At 42.8% G+C, this 17,270-nt stretch carries 10 protein-coding genes; all 10 read left to right on the top strand.

Going from position 1 to position 17,270, the window contains the following annotated elements; genetic code table 11:
• Positions 1-3 precede the first annotated feature (3 nt).
• The 10 genes from C1A07_RS04780 to C1A07_RS04735 are packed head-to-tail and all read left to right on the top strand — an operon-like array spanning position 4 to position 17,270.
• Positions 4-282 carry a hypothetical protein gene (locus C1A07_RS04780; protein ID WP_101876096.1) on the top strand — a complete coding sequence of 93 codons (279 nt, stop codon included), beginning with the start codon at positions 4-6 and terminating at the stop codon, positions 280-282.
• A complete protein-coding gene (locus C1A07_RS04775) occupies positions 279-1,985 on the top strand; it encodes a baseplate J/gp47 family protein (RefSeq protein WP_101876095.1) in 1,707 nt (568 codons plus the stop codon). The genes C1A07_RS04780 and C1A07_RS04775 overlap by 4 nt, the downstream gene beginning before the upstream one ends.
• An 18-nt stretch (positions 1,986-2,003) precedes the next feature.
• The gene (locus C1A07_RS04770) at positions 2,004-3,143 is read left to right on the top strand and encodes a phage tail protein (protein ID WP_180952178.1); all 1,140 of its coding nucleotides are present in this window, start codon (positions 2,004-2,006) and stop codon (positions 3,141-3,143) included.
• Entirely contained in the window at positions 3,140-4,882 is a 1,743-nt protein-coding gene (locus C1A07_RS04765) for a hypothetical protein (protein WP_101876093.1), read from the top strand. The genes C1A07_RS04770 and C1A07_RS04765 overlap by 4 nt, the downstream gene beginning before the upstream one ends.
• A 4-nt stretch (positions 4,883-4,886) precedes the next feature.
• Complete coding sequence (locus C1A07_RS04760) at positions 4,887-5,822, top strand: hypothetical protein (protein WP_101876092.1); 936 nt, start codon at positions 4,887-4,889, stop codon at positions 5,820-5,822.
• The gene (locus tag C1A07_RS04755) at positions 5,794-7,527 is read left to right on the top strand and encodes an MORN repeat-containing protein (protein WP_101876091.1); all 1,734 of its coding nucleotides are present in this window, start codon (positions 5,794-5,796) and stop codon (positions 7,525-7,527) included. The genes C1A07_RS04760 and C1A07_RS04755 overlap by 29 nt, the downstream gene beginning before the upstream one ends.
• A 24-nt stretch (positions 7,528-7,551) precedes the next feature.
• A complete protein-coding gene (locus C1A07_RS04750; RefSeq protein ID WP_101876090.1) occupies positions 7,552-8,127 on the top strand; it encodes a DUF4255 domain-containing protein in 576 nt (191 codons plus the stop codon).
• A 2-nt stretch (positions 8,128-8,129) separates the two neighbouring features.
• Positions 8,130-8,873, top strand: coding sequence for a hypothetical protein (locus C1A07_RS04745; protein ID WP_101876089.1), 744 nt, complete (start codon positions 8,130-8,132; stop codon positions 8,871-8,873).
• Positions 8,874-8,886: 13 nt separating this feature from the next.
• Positions 8,887-9,273, top strand: a complete 387-nt coding sequence (locus tag C1A07_RS04740) for a DUF4280 domain-containing protein (RefSeq protein ID WP_101876088.1) — start codon at positions 8,887-8,889, stop codon at positions 9,271-9,273.
• 47 nt (positions 9,274-9,320) lie between these two features.
• Positions 9,321-17,270 carry an autotransporter outer membrane beta-barrel domain-containing protein gene (locus tag C1A07_RS04735; RefSeq protein WP_101876087.1) on the top strand — a complete coding sequence of 2,650 codons (7,950 nt, stop codon included), beginning with the start codon at positions 9,321-9,323 and terminating at the stop codon, positions 17,268-17,270.

Genomic DNA, 17,270 nt, shown 5'->3' with positions numbered 1-17,270 from the left:
ACTATGCTGCCGGAGGTAAAGCTGGATAACAGCAGTTTCGAGGAAATAGCCAGAGAGGCAAGAAGCAGGATTGCAGGAATTTATCCGGAGTGGACAGATTACAATTACCATGACCCGGGCATTACGTTTCTGGAAATGTTTTCATATTTAAAAGAGGTTCAGCAATTTCACATGGACCAAATCGGCCAACATCATAAGAGAAAGTTTTTAAAGCTTTTAGGAATGACTCCAAAGAAGCGGCGTCCGGCTGTGCTGAAAGCCAAGGTCCAGAAGGAAGCGTGATCCTGTTTGAGGGAAGCCGTTTTATGGCGGGAAATCTGGTATTTGAGACAGAAAGGGAAGAATATCTTCCTGAAAGCCGGATTCAGGCAGCTGTTGTAAAGGATTGCCAGGGACGTGTTCTCCACAGAGAGAAAAGCATAAGGCGGGACAGCAAAATAATGGTATATCCCTTTGGCAGAAAGCCTGAGGCGGGAAATCAGTTTCTCATGTGTTTAGATTTGCCGATTGAACCGGGAAAAGAGTGCTGCCTTTCATTTCAAATGTATGATGAGTACAGGATTAAAAGAAATCCGGTAAAGCAGGAAAAGGATTTTAGTCCGTTAGCTGAAATTGCTGTAGAATACAAAACCAGAGAAGGATGGAAAAGGGCAAAGGTTATTTGCGACAGCAGCCTGGCTCTGATACAAAGCGGCGGGATTCGTTTTTCCCTGGAAAGGGAAATGGAAAAAATAAGGGAAGAGGGAATAGAAGGATATTTTTTAAGATTACTGCTGAAAAAACAGGAGTATGATACGGTTCCCTTAATTACAGGTCTTAGCTTCCGCCATATTTGTCTGCTCCAAAAAGAAACTAAGGCTTGCTGGAAGCAGGGGGAGAGAAAAGATAGTGTCAGAAGCAAAACAGAACAGTACATAGAAGAAAACAGCAGATACCGTTTGCTGAAAAATGGACAGAAAGCAGAAAGCAATGAAACGGTGTGGACCAGTTATTATCTGCCTGAATTTTATGATAAAAGATGTGTAGGAGTTGGAAACGGATTTCCAGGGCAAAGGTTTCAGATTCCCGGGGAAGGCTTTATGTCGGAGGGGCTTATAATTTTAGTGGAAAGCCTTACTGAGCCGGGAGTATATGAAATGTGGGAGCAGGTAGAGGATTTTGACGCAGTAGGCCCGGAGGTATGCTGCTACCAGGTAGACGAGAAAGCCGGGGAGATTATTTTTGGAGACAGTTTTCACGGCATGGCCCCGGAAACAGAAATAAGAATTGTCAGCTGCTTCTGCACAGCGGGAAGCGCAGGCAATATGAAAGCCGGAAAAGAAGTGGAGAAGGAGCATATTATCTGCAGAATTCTGGAGGAGGGCGAAGGAGGAACAGACGGGGAGACTATGGAAGAATGCGCTTTGAGAGCGGCGTCCAGAATGAGACAGTCAGAGAGAGCTGTGTCAGAAAGTGATTATGAGAAGCTGGTGAAAAAAACGCCGGGTCTGAGAGTGCAGGCTGTAAAAGTGCTGCCTTCTTCAGAAGAAAAATATTTGGAAGACAATGTAGTAGATTTGGCAGTAAGACCTTACTGTGAAAACGGGGAAGGAATTTTAAGCTCTGTATACAAGAAAAATATTCTGGCTTATTTAGAGGATAAAAGGCTTTTGGGAACCAGAATCTGCCTTCATTCTCCAGAGTATACAGAAATCGGCGTGTATGTGGAGGCCAGCGTGAAGCCGGAATACTTACATGCCAGAGAGCAGATTCAGAGAAAAATAACAGAATTTTTTAAGGAAATGGAAGGCAAATTTGGTCCGTTTATCAGCAGAGGAAGCTTATATGGCAGTTTGGACAGCCTGGATTGTATTACGAAAATTCATATGCTGTCTATTGAGGCAAGGGGAAACAGAATCTCACGCAGCAGAACCGGGGACGTATTTCTTCCTCCTACAGGTATGGCTGTTTTAAAAGACGTAAAGTGCATAGTAGTAAACAACTAAAGGACGATGGGTGGACAAATGAAGTATTTTGTTTTTAATAAGCCGTTGGATTTTAATAGAGGATATATGGAAAACTGCCGATGGGAAAACGGCGGTCTGACCTTGCAGGAAGATTGCGGAGAAGGGATATTTTTTTCCAGAATCTTAGACAGCCGGGAGGATCAAACTGTATGGCACAGATTTGTGAGAACTCCGTCAGAGGCATTAGGCGTTTTCGTGAATTTCTTTTTTTATGCAGGGGACAGCAGAAAAATTCTGGTGGGGCAGCAGGAAATGGATGTGGAGGAGATTATAAAGTCTGAGACCATATCTGCTGAAGAGAAAAAAAGAATTTTCAGGCCGTTTTTGCAAATGGAGGAACAGGACCCGGAGGATTTGCTGCTGTTTGATATTAAGGGCAGATATATGTGGTTTGCAGCAGAATTGTATGCAGGTACCGGGGGGCTTCCTGTGCTGAAGGATATGACAGTCTATTTTCCAAAAGAAACATGGCTTAGATTTCTGCCCAGCCTTTATGAAAAGGACAAAGAAAGCGCAGATTTTTTAGAGAGATATTTAAGTATATTCCAGTCAGTGTACGAAGATTTGGAAACAAGAATCAGGCAGGACGCTTCTTGTCTGGAGCCGGCTGTAGCTGGAGAGGAATTTCTGTCATGGCTTGCAGAGTGGCTGGACATCGGAAATATTTATATGTGGAACAGCCAAAAATTAAGAGAGCTTACCTCTAAAGCTACCCGGCTGTTTGAAATAAGAGGAACGAAAAAAGGGCTGGCAGAAATGGTAGCTCTCTACACTGGAGAAGAACCTTTCATTGTGGAAGAGTGGCAGACAAGAGAATTTAAGGCTTTGGGAGAGAAAAAAATGGAGCTGGAAAGGCTTTACGGACGGGAGCCTAATGTATTTACGCTTTTGGTAAAAGAAAAATATTTGTCGTCATCCAGAGATTATCAGGCCCTTGAAAGGCTGGTGAGGGAAGCTGCGCCGGCTTATATGGAAGTGAGAATTGTGCCGCTGAAGCCGTATATTTTTCTGGGAGATTATTCTTACCTGGGAATTAACAGCAGCCTGGGACAGTATCGTCCGTTGACCTTGGACGGTTTGTCGGCTATTCCATTTACAGTAATCGGAAGCGGAGTGGAGGAAGGAGATAGAAAATGAAAAATTTAAAGTATTTTCCCTTTGACAGAAATCAGTATTACTACGGAAAACTGCTGACAGAGCAGGATTTTATACAGGAACAGCGATATATGAACGATAAAAGAAGACTTCATAATCGTTTTCTTCACGGCGTCGGCGTAGCCGCCGGGTTCCAGGTTGTAGAGGTAGATGAAAAAAGTATTTCTGTGGAGGCAGGATTGGCGTTAGATTTTGCCGGCAGGGAGATTGTTTCTGACACTCCTGTAATAAGAAAATTGTCTACTATAGATGGTTTTGAAACTGTAATGGAAAACAGGCGAGGAGATTATGTGTATCTTTGCTTGGAGTATGACGAGCAGGATAAAATGCCGGCTTATAATGCGGCTGGAGGAAGAGACTTTAGAACAGACAAAATTGACTACGATAAAAGCAGAGAAGGATACCGCCTTTATTTGACGGACAGAGAGCCGGACAAGGTATCTCTTACAGTGGACAGCCTGATGTACAGCAGAACAATTCTTTATCAGGACAGCCAGCTTACTGTAATCCAGAAATATCCAAAATTTGTGCAGGCAAATGAAGAATTTGAGATGTCTGTTACAGTTGAAAATAAGGGGAATCCGGCAATGATTTCTCTGAATTTTACGGAAGAATTGTCAGGAGTATTCTGCGGCGGTCGGGGCTCCATGGAAGTAGCTGTGGAGGAAACAGTACTGCAGAGAGCGGGAAAGGCAGAGAAAACATACAGATTAAAAGCTTTGGATCTGAAAGAGGGGGAAGCAGAATTTAAAATAAGTCCTCAAAGATTTTGTCTCCGTTACGGAACAGAGGAAAAGAAGCTTTCATCAGAAAAGGGATTTTCCATTCCGGTAGTGTGCAGAGACAGAATCAGTCAGGTGAAGGAGCAGTTTTTCCAGGAAGCTATGGTAGAAGCTGTCAGGGATAATTATCCTCAGGGAATTTATTTAAGCAGAATCTATCTAATAAAGACAGAGGATGCTTATGTCATAGACAGAGTAGAAAACATGCCGTTTGATCAGTATGTTTACAGCAGCTGTCTGATTATGAGCATGACGGAGCTGCTGAGACAGGAAATTAAAAATCTGGAAAAGCAGAAATCCAGTTTAGATTCAGGCGTAGTTTTAGAGAAAAAGGACAGAGCGCCTAAGGAAACAGAAGGAAGACAGTGGAAAACGGCCCAGGGTACAGTGAAAATAAATCTGGGCGTAGGAGGAAAACGGGGACAAAGGTTCTTCTCCCATGAAATTTTTCACGGTTTAGGTCTGGGTCCTGTACATATTGAACTGAGCCTTCAGGAGGAGGACATGCTTTACAGCGGGTCTTCGGAGGTTTTTGAGCAGATGGGTATCAGGGCGGAAATCGCTGCCAGAGCAGATATGGCAAAGGGCTCCTTTGTGATTGGATTAAGACTTTTAGAGGCTTCCAGCAGCCAGGACGCAGTGATTCACTGGAAAGCAGTAATGGCAGAACAGGAGGAAGAAGGAGACAAAGAAAAGAGAATTTATATACTTCCGGGAAAATTGGAGATGCGAGTTAGAGAATCTTGTTATCTGGAGGCAGTCTGCGAGGGAATGCCGGGAACCCAGGTATTATGGAGCACAGCCGGAAATAACCAGGGCTTTATCAGCCAGGACGGTATGTACACAGCTCCCAACATGCCGGGAGTATACGAGGTGACTGCCGAGTGTCAGGGAGCCCCTGAGATAAAAGCTTCATTGTTTGTTGTAGTAAGGGAGTAGAAATATGATAATCCGCAATCTTTCAAAGCAATACAGGGTAATCCGGGAGTGGGAAAGCGATGGAGAAATCGTCCAGTATATCTGTCGGGAGGAAAAAGAACAGAAAGACTGCCGCATAGCCAGGCAGGACCTAAAAAGTGTAAGCGGTGATGAAATCAGGTTTTTTATGGATCAGATTCACAGCCAGTCATTTACAGATTTTCTGGATTTCTTTACAGACGCCCAAAATCTGTATTTGGTTATGGTCCATAATACAGGGGAAAGTTTGTCCAAAAAGTTGGAAGAAAGCTGCAGCCTGAAAGAGCGGATGGAGATAGGAAAAAATCTGCTGGAACAAATGGTACTTTTAGACCTGCCGGATTATTTTTTCCAGGCTGCTATGGATTCTAAGCTGGTAGTAGTCAGCCGTTCCCTGGAGGTAAGGCTGGAATACGATTTAAAGAATTTAGATTGTTTTAGAGAGTGTACTTTTTTACAGGGAACAGAAGGGCTGGCGAGCATTTTCTGGGAGCTTTACAGGGAGGAGCTGGAGATCAGGGCTTTTCCTCCTATGGAAACTATGATTTATGATCTGAGGGATGGAAAATTTCAAAATCTTTTAGAAATTTACGGCAGATTTCAAGATATATACAGAGAGTGGGCCGACAGAAAAAAAGAACAGCTGAAGCCGGAAAGCTTTGCTTTTCGCATGTGGGAAAAAATAAAGCGGGCAGGGGGATTTTTGAAAAATCTTGCAGCGGTGGGGATTTTAGTTCTGGCTGTGGTTTATCTTGTACTTTCTATCAGACAGGTTGGCAAAGAACCTGGGACGGCTGATAATTATTACTCAATCGGAACACTAAAAATACAGGAATCATCTGGCCCTCAGGCATCTGCCGGAGAGCAGATAAGGGATATGGGAGAGAAGCATCATGAAATTTGGAAATTCATCAGATTTTAAATCCAGTATGGATACATATATCAGGCGGATGGGCAGAACCTTTATGATGCCGGTGACTACTCTGGTGAGAAAAGGCAAAAATATGGCTCAGCCTAATTCCATTGCCAGAAGAGCTACAAATGATGTAATGCAGGAAGTGAAAAAGCTGAAGGAGCCTCCCAGAACCTTAAAAGCTTATGTATTTTTTGGAGAGCATTATATTGCCAAAAGGCTTTTATATCTGCTGGTACTTTTAGCCATTGTACTGCCTGCTCTTGTGATCAATTACATTTATCCTGTAATTCAGTCCAGGTATTTAGTAAAAACCATGCCTGTGGATGCAGAGGGCATTGTAGCTTATACAGGAAAAGTGCGCCTTACAGACAGGGCCACAGGCAATGTGCTGTATGAAGGAAAAATGGAAGAGGGGCGCTTAACAGGCAGCGGCCAGCTCTACGATTATGACGGAAATAAAATTTATACCGGAGGATTTCAGATGGAAATGTACAGCGGGTACGGGGAGCTTTATTACCCCTCCGGCGATCTGAAATATCAGGGTAATTTTGATTTAAACAAGTATGAGAGGCAGGGCATTTCCTACTATGAAGGGGGAATGGTGTGCTATGAGGGAGGATTTTCCTCAGGAGAGTATGAGGGCAGCGGAGTGCTGTACCAGAAAAACGGAAAGAAACATTATGAAGGAAATTTTGACAAAGGGCTGTACAGCGGGAAAGGCGTTCTCTACGACAGCCAGGGACAAGTAGTATACAAAGGAGAGTTTGAACAGGGAAATTATTCCGGAACCGGAGTATTGTACAGTGAAGGCCAGAAGATTTATGAAGGAGAGTTTGCCTCAGGAAAATACGAGGGTGAAGGTGTATTATATAAAAACGGCCAGGTAGTATACAGAGGCGGTTTTAAGGATAACCAAATGGACGGCACAGGAAAATCTTATGAGGATGGTTTGATGACTGCAGCCGGAATATTTGAAGGATCTGGATTTTCAGGGGGCCAGGTAACCTTAAAGTATGAAAACGGCAATGTAAAATACCAGGGCGGATATGAGAACGGTCAAATGACGGGGGAGGGAACTCTTTACCGGGAAAACGGCACAATAGAATATCAGGGCAATTTTCAGAAAGGACAGTTTCAGGGTCAGGGAAAAAGCTATGATGAAGAAGGCTTGCTGGTTTATGAAGGAGAATTTGACCAGGGTTTAAGAAGCGGAACCGGACGTGAATACGCGCAGGGAATATTGATTTATGAGGGAGGCTTTTTGGCAGGTCAGTACAGCGGCCAGGGAGTTCAGTATGATCCTGTAACCAGCTATAAAATATATGAAGGAGAATTCCGCAATAATCTTTATGATGCACAGGGAATTCTTTACGATGCTTCAGGGGCAGTGCTTTATGAGGGAGGATTTCTCCTTGGAGTATACAGCGGCTCCGGCATTCTCTATGATCCTGCTACAGGAAAAGCAGAGGAGGAAGGAGAATTCCGCAACGGAATTTTAGTAACCTCCAAAGCAGAGCTGGAGGCAGATGAAAATACTGAAGATGCCGGCCAGGAAGATAATCAGGATTCCGGGGAAGACGGTCAGGAAAATAATAGCCAGGATTCTGGGGAAGGCGGCCAGAGCAGCAGTCAGAATAGCAGTGAGGAAAACAGCCAGACTGACAGCCGGGAAGGGGATATGCAGGCAGGACCAGGAGCGTTTTTGGAATAGATCAAGAGAAGAGGTAACTGGATTATGGGAAAATATACAGTAATTGCAGAAGTGGGAGGAAAAATAAAAGATATGCTGGCAGAGGGCCTGGTGCCGGAGCTGATTCAGGATCAGAACAGCGTAGGTCTTTGCAGCCCTGCCGAAAAAGGAGATTTTATTCTGGGCATTTACCTTTATGATATCAGGGAAAATGGGGATATCAGAATGCAGGGAATGATTAACAGCGGCGCTGACCAGCAGAAATTCCCCTCTGTATTTTTAAGCTTATATTATATGATCACAGCATACTCTGCCAGCGATTTAAAATTCCGGGCAGGACAGGAGCAGAGGATTTTAGGAAAAACTATGCAGCTGCTTTCAGACAACCGGATCATACCGGCCAAGGATGTAGGAGAGGGGCTGGGAGGCATGGATTTAAGAATCGACATGCTGGATATGGACATAGACGAAAAAATGAAAATCTGGAATGATCAGTCGAAACCTTACCGCACTTCTTTGTTTTACCGGGTTGCTCCTGTAGAGCTGGAGTCAGAGAAATTAAGAACTATTACAAGAATTAGAGAAATGGATCTGGTATTCCAGGACAAGGATGGAGAATAAGGATGATAAGAAGCAGACATACCATAAAGGTGCAGGCAGTGTTCTCCCTCCACAATATGCTGACAGGGAGAGGCGCAGAGGCGGGGGCAGTAAGATTTTCCCTTCCGGAAGGAGGAAAAATTACTGTAAAAGAAGGCGGATACTATGTTTTAACAGGCTGCAGAGATCAGGAAATAGATGTGGTGATTGAAAGCCCTATTTATGAAAAAGCGGCAATACATATAGATATTAGCGAGAGTCAGCTGGAGATTCATAAAGTGTGGCTGTCTCCTAACAATAGCTACCCAGGCAGTGAAAAGTATGCCAAGGTAAGGGGAGAAGCAGCTGGAGATATGGAGGTATGGGCCGTGCCTTTAAGCCAGGAACAGTCCGTCCGTTTTCTAAAGGATTATAATGCCCAGAAAGACGGAACTATTTTTCCTGTTTATTATGTAGGAGGAGCTTACATGGAAGGCCGTAGGGCGGCTGCTGTCACAGAAGGAAAAAAAGGAAAAACTGTAGAATTTACAGTAATTGAGAAAATAGACGAAAAAAACGGAACCTGCTGTATAGATAAAGCTTTTTCCAAAAATCTGAAAAAAGCAGATACAAGTATTTATCCTGCTTTCAGAGGAAGAACAGACAGAGAGGGAAATTACAGAATTTTGCTGCCAAATGATATGGAACAAGCGGAATTATGCCTGATTTGTTATGAAATTAATGGAAAAATGGAAATACAGGAAGCAGAAATAACAAAAAAAGGCTGAGGAGGGTTTAACAATGGGATTTTGTGTATTGGGAGGAGCCATGCTTCAATGTTCTTTTGGAATGGCGCCGTCTACGCTGAATGTGCTGCCGGCAGCTAAGGTCATGTCCTCTATGGCTTTGGCCAGCATTATGGACAATGTGCCTATGGTAAATATTATGCCTTTTGGCATGTGCAGCTCCATGGCAAATCCTACTGTAGCCGCAGCTACAGCGGCGGCTTTGGGGACGCTTACTCCCATGCCATGTATACCTGTGATTCCAGGGCCTTGGGTTCCAGGGTCCCCTACAGTGCTGGTGGGAAATAAGCCGGCCTTAAATAACTCCTGCAGCCTTATGTGCGCCTACGGGGGAACCATTAAAATTCAGAATCCAGGAACTACTAATATTCAGGTAAAATAAAAACCATTTATAAATAGCGCTGAAAGGCAGAACAGGCGGGAATATATATGGCAAATGTTCAAGAACAGGAAGTAAGAAGATATGTGCTGAAAAAAGACAGGGCAGCAAGTTCAGACACCAGGCATGTAGAACTAAAGGACATGAGAGAAAATGAGATCATGTCTGCAGTCCGTCAGTACGGCGTAGAAGCAATTATAAAAGAATATAGAGAAGTAAAGGCAGAGCCTCCTGTAGACATTCTGCTGGCATATTTGTATCAAAAACCAGACGATATTTCAAAGGATGAGTCTGAACTGCTGCAAAAAGCATATGGATGGGGATTTATTGCAGATGTTTACCGCCAATTAGGGAAAAACGATCTTAGCGAGATCTCTACATGGGGTAAGATAAAAGGATGGTTTGGCAGAAAATTCGGCTCCTACAAAAAGGTAAATAAATTTGAAAACCACAGTCTGGCAGGGGCGCCTTCAGCTGCGCCAAAAAATACCCAGGGTGATAGCGCTGTCTCCAAATTAAAACAGGCGGAAAATCAACTGTTTCAGGGAATTCAAAAGATGGAGGCAGGAGAAGCAGTCGAGGAAAATACTTCTGTAAACGCATTAGTGGAGCAAGGCCTGGAAGTCATTGAGAGACTGACAAATTCTGAGTCTGCAGAAGGAGAGGATAACGAAAGGACGGAGGGGCCGGAGACAGAGGCGGGTTCAGAGCCTTCTCAAAATATGTCTGTGCAGGATCAGGCGAGACAGCTGGCAGAGAATGCTGTTACTAATGAATCTTCAAATAACCTGGTACAGTCAGAAGAACCTATTCATGCTATATCCACTGAAAGCTCAGAGGACCAGATGGATTATAACGGCTATATACGCCTTTATGGATACAAAGGTTATGAGTTTGAAGAGGGAATCATGCAGTACAGAAGCCAGAATATTGCTTTGGTTCTGCCTGCAGGCCTGGTTTATAACCTGAAAAATACAGACTTTACCTTAATTTACGATTCTAAGGCGCCTGGGAAAATGGCTGTAATGAGCAAAGGGGATGCAGCCCTTTCTCTGGGGATGCTGCAGCTGTCAGCTACCCATATGAAATATACAGACTTAGACGATACATTTTTGGCGGATGAGGCAGCCGTTGGAATAAACGAGGCGTTTTTTGACTTAAAAGCTAATGCAGCAGTAGAACATGTAAAAATTAACCGTTCAGGTATTTCCTTTGATGAGTTTACAGCAGACTTAAAAGATTTTTCCTTATTTAATAAAACACTAAATATTGCGAATCCTAAATTCCACATGAAAAAAGAAAATAAGTGGATGAAGGATATTAGTATAGGCGGGTTATCAATAAAGAAGGACAATGTTTCCTTAAACTTTTCAGGAAATGAAGAGGGCAGCCAGGGAACCTGGATGTTAAAAGAAGAAAATGGGGAAACCGTTAATGTAGGGAGCAGTGAAACACAGTGGGTTCCTTATATTACGGGAGGAAATGCAAACCTGGAGGTTGGGGCTCTGTTTCAGGTGAACATACCTAATATTTTTTTAGATCAGGAGAAAGTAACTGCAAACGGAGACATAAAAATAAATTTGGATTGGAAACTGCCGGGAAGTCAGAAAGTAACGGCAGAAATGACAATTCAGAATATTCTTTATAAATTTGGCGATTCAAGCTTATCCTGGGGAAATATGAGCGGGAATGCAGATATTCCTGTAGGAAATACTGTGCTTAAAACTGCATTTCAAAATGTGGTTTATAATCAGGCAGGTTTGGGAATCGGTTCTCTGGAAAGCTCTGTGATTGTTGAAAATAAAACCATTACTGTCGGCGGAAAAAATATTATATATACAAAAGAACAGGGCTTGAGCTTTGAACAATTAAGCGGAAATGTAGAAGGGGATATCAATATAGGCTCTGCCTTTACTTTAAAAAATATTAAGGCTGCTTTGTCCAAAAACGGTGAGGACGGCTCTGGTTATGCAGTCACTTTGGAAGCAGGAGCGGAGGCTAAAAAAGGAAAATTCAGCCTGACAGCTAAAAATACAAAATTTACAGTATCAGGCAGCGGTATAAACGACGCCCAGATTGTAGGCGCAGCTTTGAATATAGATAATAACACAATCTATGGTGAAGCAGGAAATGTAGACTATTCAAGAGCTAATAATATAATATCAGCTTCTGATTTGAAAGCTAAATTTTCCACAGCAGAAGGTACAGAAGTTAATGTTAATGTGGGAAGTCTGAAATATGAGGAGCAGGCTTTTTTCCTACAGGGATTAAACGGGGATTTGTCCTTTAACCTTGGAAGCCTGTCTATGACGGCCGGGATTACAGACGGAAGCTACGATCAAAGCGGATTTTCTGTTCCGTCCGCCACCGGAAATATTTCAGTAAAGGGAAAGAATATTGCCTTATCAGGAACAGAATTAAAATACAGCAAGGACGCAGGCTTTGACTTTAAAACTCTGGAAGGAGGAGTAGAAGGAAATGTGGAAGTATTCTCCGGATTTACGCTGAAAGAAGGAAAAGTATCTGTAAGTAAAGGCGCCGATTCGGGAGAGGTACAGGGTGAACAAGGAGAGGCAGGAGCAGGAGGGACTTCCCCTATATCAGTAACCTTAGAAGCAGGAGTGGAGGCTAAAAACGGAAAGTTCAGCCTGACAGCTAAAAATACAAAATTTACAGTGTCAGACGACGGCGTAAATGACGCCCATATTGTAAATGCCATTTTAGATATAGATAACACAATTCACGGTGAAGTGGGAAATTTAGATTATTCAAAGGAGAATAATGTAATATCAGCCACTGATTTATCAGTTGACTTTTCTACAGCAAAAGGTACGGCAGTTAAGGTGAATGTGGGAAGCCTGAAATATGAGGAAAAAGCCTTTTCCCTTCAAGGTATTAGCGGGGATTTGTCTATTAACCTGGGCGGCACATCTATGACCGCCAAGATCACAGGGGGAAGCTACGACCAAAATGGATTTTCTGTTCAGTCGGCAGCCGGAAATATTTCTGTACTGGGAAAGAATATTAATTTATCAGGAACGAACTTAAAATATAGTAAGGAAGCAGGCTTTGATTTTAAAACTCTTGGAGGGGCGATTGAAGGAAATACAGAGATCTTCCCCGGATTTACTTTATTGGGAGGAAAAGTATCTGCAGCTAAAGGAGAGGCAGGAGAAGGAGAAAACGGGACCTCCCCTATATCAGTCACTGTGGAAGCAGGAGTGGAGGCTAAGAGGGGAAAATTCAACCTGACGGCAGATAATGCCCAGTTTACAGTGACAGGAAATATTTTAAGTTCTGCTGAGATTAAAAATGCTACTTTAGATATAGATAATCATACAGTTTATGGAAAAGCGGAGAATGTAAATTATTTAGGAGAAAGCAAAGCATTTTCGGCAGCAGGGCTGGCCCTTGGCTTTTCTGTAACTGGCGGCCCTAAGGCGGATGTGAATGTTGGCAGTTTGAAATATGAGGAACAGGCATTTGCTCTTCAAGGAATCAAAGGGTATCTATCCTTTAGCCTTGGAAGCCTGTCTATGACAGCAGGGGTCACAGGGGGAAGCTATGACCAAAGCGGATTTTCTGTTCAGACAGTTACTGGAAATGTTTTGGCGTTGGGAAAAAATATAGCCTTGTCAGGGACAGAATTAAAATACAGCAAGGATGCAGGCCTTGACTTTAAAACTCTGGAAGGAGAAGTAGGGGGAAATGTAGAAGTATTTCCTGGATTTATTCTGACAGGAGGAAAAATATCTGCAGTTAAAGGAGCTGCTTTGGAAGCAGGACAGGAAGAAAACGGAGAAGCAGCAGGGGGAGCTTCCCCTATATCAGTTACTGTGGAAGCAGGGGTGGAGGCTAAAAATGGCAAATTCAGCCTGACAGCAAAAAACACAAAGTTTACAGCGTTAAAGGACGGTATAAACGACGCCCATATTATAGACGCAGCCTTGGACATAGATAATCATACAGTCCACGGCACAGTGGGAAATGCGGACTATTCAAAAGCAAACCATATGATATCAGCCTCTGATTTAACAGCCGGTTTTTCCACAGCTAACGGCACAGAAGTTAATATTAAGGTGGGAAACCTGAAGTATGAGGAACAGGATTTTAACCTTCAGGGTCTGAAAGGAGATTTGTCCTTCAGCCTTGGAAGCTTGTCCATGACAGCCAATGTGTCAAACGGAAGTTATGACCAAAACGGATTTTCTGTACAGTCAGCTGACGGAAATATTTTGGCGTTGGGGAAAAATATAGCCTTGTCAGGGACAGAATTAAAATACAGCAAGGAAGCAGGCTTTGATTTTAAAACTCTTGGAGGGGAAGTCAAAGGAAACTTGCAGGTATTTTCCGGATTTAATCTGACAGAAGGAAAGGTATCTGCAGTCAAGGGAGAAGCAGGAGCAGGAGAAAACGGAGCCTCCCCTATATCAGTTACTGTGGAAGCAGGGGTGGAGGCTAAGAAAGAAAAATTCAGCCTGACAGCAAAAAATACAAAATTTACAATACTGGGCGACGGCATAAACGACGCTCACATTGTAGACGCAGCCTTGGATATAGATAACAATACGGTCCATGGCACAGTGGGAAATGTGGACTATTCAAAAGCGAACCATATGATATCAGCCTCTGATTTAACGGCCGGTTTTTCTACATCTAACGGTACAGAAGCTAATATTAAGGTGGGAAGCCTGAAATATGAGGAACAGGCTTTTTCTCTTCAGGGAATTGGCGGTAATTTATCCTTTGGCATTGGAAGTATATTAATGAATGCAAAGGTAGAAAATGGAAGCTATGATCAGAATGGCCTTTTTATCCAGTCAGCTTCAGGAAATATTGTAGTGATGGATAAAACAGTTACCTTACTGGGAGAAGATTTAAAATACAATAAGGCGGAAGGCTTTGACTTTAAGAAGCTGGAGGGAAAATTAGAGGGAAATCTGCAGGTGTTTTCCGGATTTAATTTAACAGAAGGAAAAGTATCTGCAGTCAAAGGAGAAACAGGAGCAGGAGAAAACGGAGCCTCCCCTATATCAATTACTGTGGAAGCAGGAGTGGAGGCCAAAAAAGAAAAATTCAGTCTGACAGCAAAAAATGCTAAGGTTTCAGTATCAGGAAATACTCTTGCTGAGGCTCACATGGAAAACGCTGTCTTAGATGTAGATAATCATACGGTTTATGGTGAAGTGGGAAAGGCAGATTACTCAGGAGAAAGTAAGGCGCTTTCAGCAGCTGATTTAATAATGGGCTTTTCTACATCCGGCGGAACAAAGGCAGATGTAAAAGTGGGCAGCCTGAAGTATGAAGAAAAAGCTTTTTCATTACAGGGACTTAGTGGAGAATTGTCCTTTAGTCTTGGAAATGTATTAATGAACACTAAGGTAGAAAATGGAAGTTACGACCAAAGTGGGCTTTTTGTTCAAACGGCTACTGGAAATATTTTAGTAATGGGCAAAACCCTTATTTTGTCAGGCGAGGAGTTAAAATACAATAAAGAGACAGGCTTTGACTTTAAGAAAATACAAGGCGGAGTCCAGGGGGATTTGGAGCTTTTTTCTGGTTTTAAGCTGACTGGCGTGGAGGCGTCAGCTGAAAAGGGAGGAGCAGCAGAAGGAGCAGAAACAAACTCTGCCCCTGTGTCAGTTATTTTGACAGCAGGAGTAGGTGCAGATATTAAAAATATTATTAATATAACGGCAGACAAAGCCAGCTTATCTGTTTATGGAGATAATTTAGGGGACACTGTTGTTGAGCAGGCAAAGCTGAACATTAAAAATGGTCTGATTAATGCTGAGTCAGAAAAAATCAATTTATCTCCAAAACAAAAAAAGATTTCTGCCCAGAATTTGAAGTTTTCTGCAGGAGGCTCAGCGGACGGTATCGGCCCCCTAAGTAATGTGGCGGGATTTTTGAATTTGAAAGAAGTAGGCGTTACTGTAGGACAGGTTTCTTATGAGCAGGGAACAGGTTTAGCGTACAACGGATTTATATTTAATCCTGCTTCAATTAACATTGGCACAGATAATCTGGGAATGTTGGTGGACTTTGGAAACAATCGTGTAGAAGGACACTTGAAATGGCAATATCCTGGGGACGGTGAAGCAGTAGGAGCCGGCGAAAAGGATGAGGATTCCCATGGAGTAAATGTCACAGAAGAAAGCGGCGGTTTTCAGGCGCCTAGAATAATAGGCGTTGATGTAAATGTGCCTATTCCTATGCTGCCTGGAGTTTATGTAGGCGGCGGGCTTGCCGTAGGCGCTGGCTTTCAGCTGGCCGGACAGGTGGGAGCACAGAAGGAAAATCAAGGCAGCGGGCAGGAGAATGACGGCAGCATCTATGGATTAGACGGACAGGTAAAATTAGATGCAAATGCCTGGATAGGCGCGAATCTGCATGTTGGTCTGGGTGGCAAAATAGCTTCCTTGGAGGCGGGAGTACTGGCAAAGCTGGGACTTAATCTGTCTGCATTATCAGGTTTAAATGTAAAGGTTCACAAGACAGGTACAGAACTAAAGGTACAAAACGGCAGAGTTACATATAAAATGGCTGCCCAGGCAGAGTTTGTATTATCTGCATACGTTAAGGCAAAGCTATTATTTTTTAAAGAACGGACCTTATGTCAAAAAAATTTAGGAGTCTGGAATTTAGGAAATTTAGAATTGTCAGGAGCCCTATTCTGGGACGGAAATAACCTGAAAATTGAAGAGCCGAAAAAAAGTGTTATTTTAGGCGGAAAAACTCTTGAAAAGGGAAGTCTAGAAGATACAAAAATTACTACTACAGACCAGGACATAGCACAGCTGCCTGATAAGCAGTCAGAGGAAAAACTGGAAAATTTGTTAAACTTAGAGGAGGAAAGAAAAAAGGCGGAGGACGCTTTACTAGACCAAGATGTACTGTGGGGGACTTCAGGCGGGGAGGCTGCCCAGGCAGTTGTAAATCAAATCAAGAGGCTGGCGGAGCTTTATGAGCAAAATTTAACCTTGCTGAGTAAAAGGATCGAGACGCTGACCAAAGAAAGCAATCAAGCCCTTTTAGGAACAGGAGAAAGCTTTATAGAAATCCAGCTTTCTAAAGAAATTGCGGAAAAAACATATGCTCTGGCAAAAAAAGAGGCGGAGGAGAAGCATAAAAAACAGTTTTTCGGCGCCTATAGCAAGGAAATTGATAATATAAAACATTTATACAGAAAAGAATACAGAGAAGTTTATCTGGGATATGTAAAAAGAATGATAGTAACATTAATAGGCCAGAATGAAAAATATTTTGCAGAACAACCAGAAGGCAGGAAGTCAGGCAAAAATTGTCAGAATGAAATAGAAAAGCTGAATAAAATTACAGATTTATCAGCACTGGCCAGCGAAAAAGACATAAAAGCCATTTGGAGCAGATGCCAAAGTATTCCTGGATGGCAGGATGCATCCCAAAGTCACGACAGTACAGAGCATAATCAGATTATTACAAATATTTTAGGATCATTAGAAAGCAAATATGATCTGGAAAAAACCTTAAATCCATATTTGTATACAGAAACATCATACCACACTATATATAATACTCAAAATGAATACCAAAAGGAAAAAATGCAGGAGCAGATGATGAAGGATAAGGAGCTGGCAGAAGGCCCGAAGGGCTCCGGCAGGGACACAGAGGTTTTTGGAAAGAGCGAGCAGGGAATATTGGCCTATACAAGTGCTATGATTCGAGCAGCAGGAGAAAGACAAAGAGAAGCTGTGAGAAACTATGAAGAAAAATTCCGGCCGTTTCAGAAGGCTGAAGAAAGCAGAAATGCCGCATTAGAAGAAAAGGGGCGGGTTCTCCAGCTAAAAGGGAAGATTGACGGATTTTTAGCTGTGCCTGCAGAAGAGTTAGGCGGGCAGCGCGATAAATTTAAAGAAATTTCCAGTACAATCAGAGAATATAAGATAAAAGAGGAATTGGAAAAGCTTAAAAACGCAGAGAATGATTTCATTGAAGCAAGACCAACAGAAGGAGCATAA

Source organism: Lachnoclostridium edouardi, from assembly GCF_900240245.1.
GTDB lineage: Bacteria > Bacillota > Clostridia > Lachnospirales > Lachnospiraceae > Lachnoclostridium_A > Lachnoclostridium_A edouardi.
The sequence above is the reverse complement of the archived record's forward strand: the minus strand, read 5'-3'. Positions and strand labels throughout refer to the sequence as shown.

Excerpts from the sequence above, each read along its gene's own strand:
- C1A07_RS04760 (WP_101876092.1), top strand. The coding sequence starts at position 4,887 with ATGATAATCCGCAATCTTTCAAAGCAATACAGGGTAATCCGGGAGTGG.
- C1A07_RS04755 (WP_101876091.1), top strand. The coding sequence starts at position 5,794 with ATGAAATTTGGAAATTCATCAGATTTTAAATCCAGTATGGATACATAT.
- C1A07_RS04765 (WP_101876093.1), top strand. The coding sequence starts at position 3,140 with ATGAAAAATTTAAAGTATTTTCCCTTTGACAGAAATCAGTATTACTAC.
- C1A07_RS04770 (WP_180952178.1), top strand. The coding sequence starts at position 2,004 with ATGAAGTATTTTGTTTTTAATAAGCCGTTGGATTTTAATAGAGGATAT.
- C1A07_RS04750 (WP_101876090.1), top strand. The coding sequence starts at position 7,552 with ATGGGAAAATATACAGTAATTGCAGAAGTGGGAGGAAAAATAAAAGAT.
- C1A07_RS04735 (WP_101876087.1), top strand. The coding sequence starts at position 9,321 with ATGGCAAATGTTCAAGAACAGGAAGTAAGAAGATATGTGCTGAAAAAA.
- C1A07_RS04745 (WP_101876089.1), top strand. The coding sequence starts at position 8,130 with ATGATAAGAAGCAGACATACCATAAAGGTGCAGGCAGTGTTCTCCCTC.
- C1A07_RS04780 (WP_101876096.1), top strand. The coding sequence starts at position 4 with ATGCTGCCGGAGGTAAAGCTGGATAACAGCAGTTTCGAGGAAATAGCC.
- C1A07_RS04740 (WP_101876088.1), top strand. The coding sequence starts at position 8,887 with ATGGGATTTTGTGTATTGGGAGGAGCCATGCTTCAATGTTCTTTTGGA.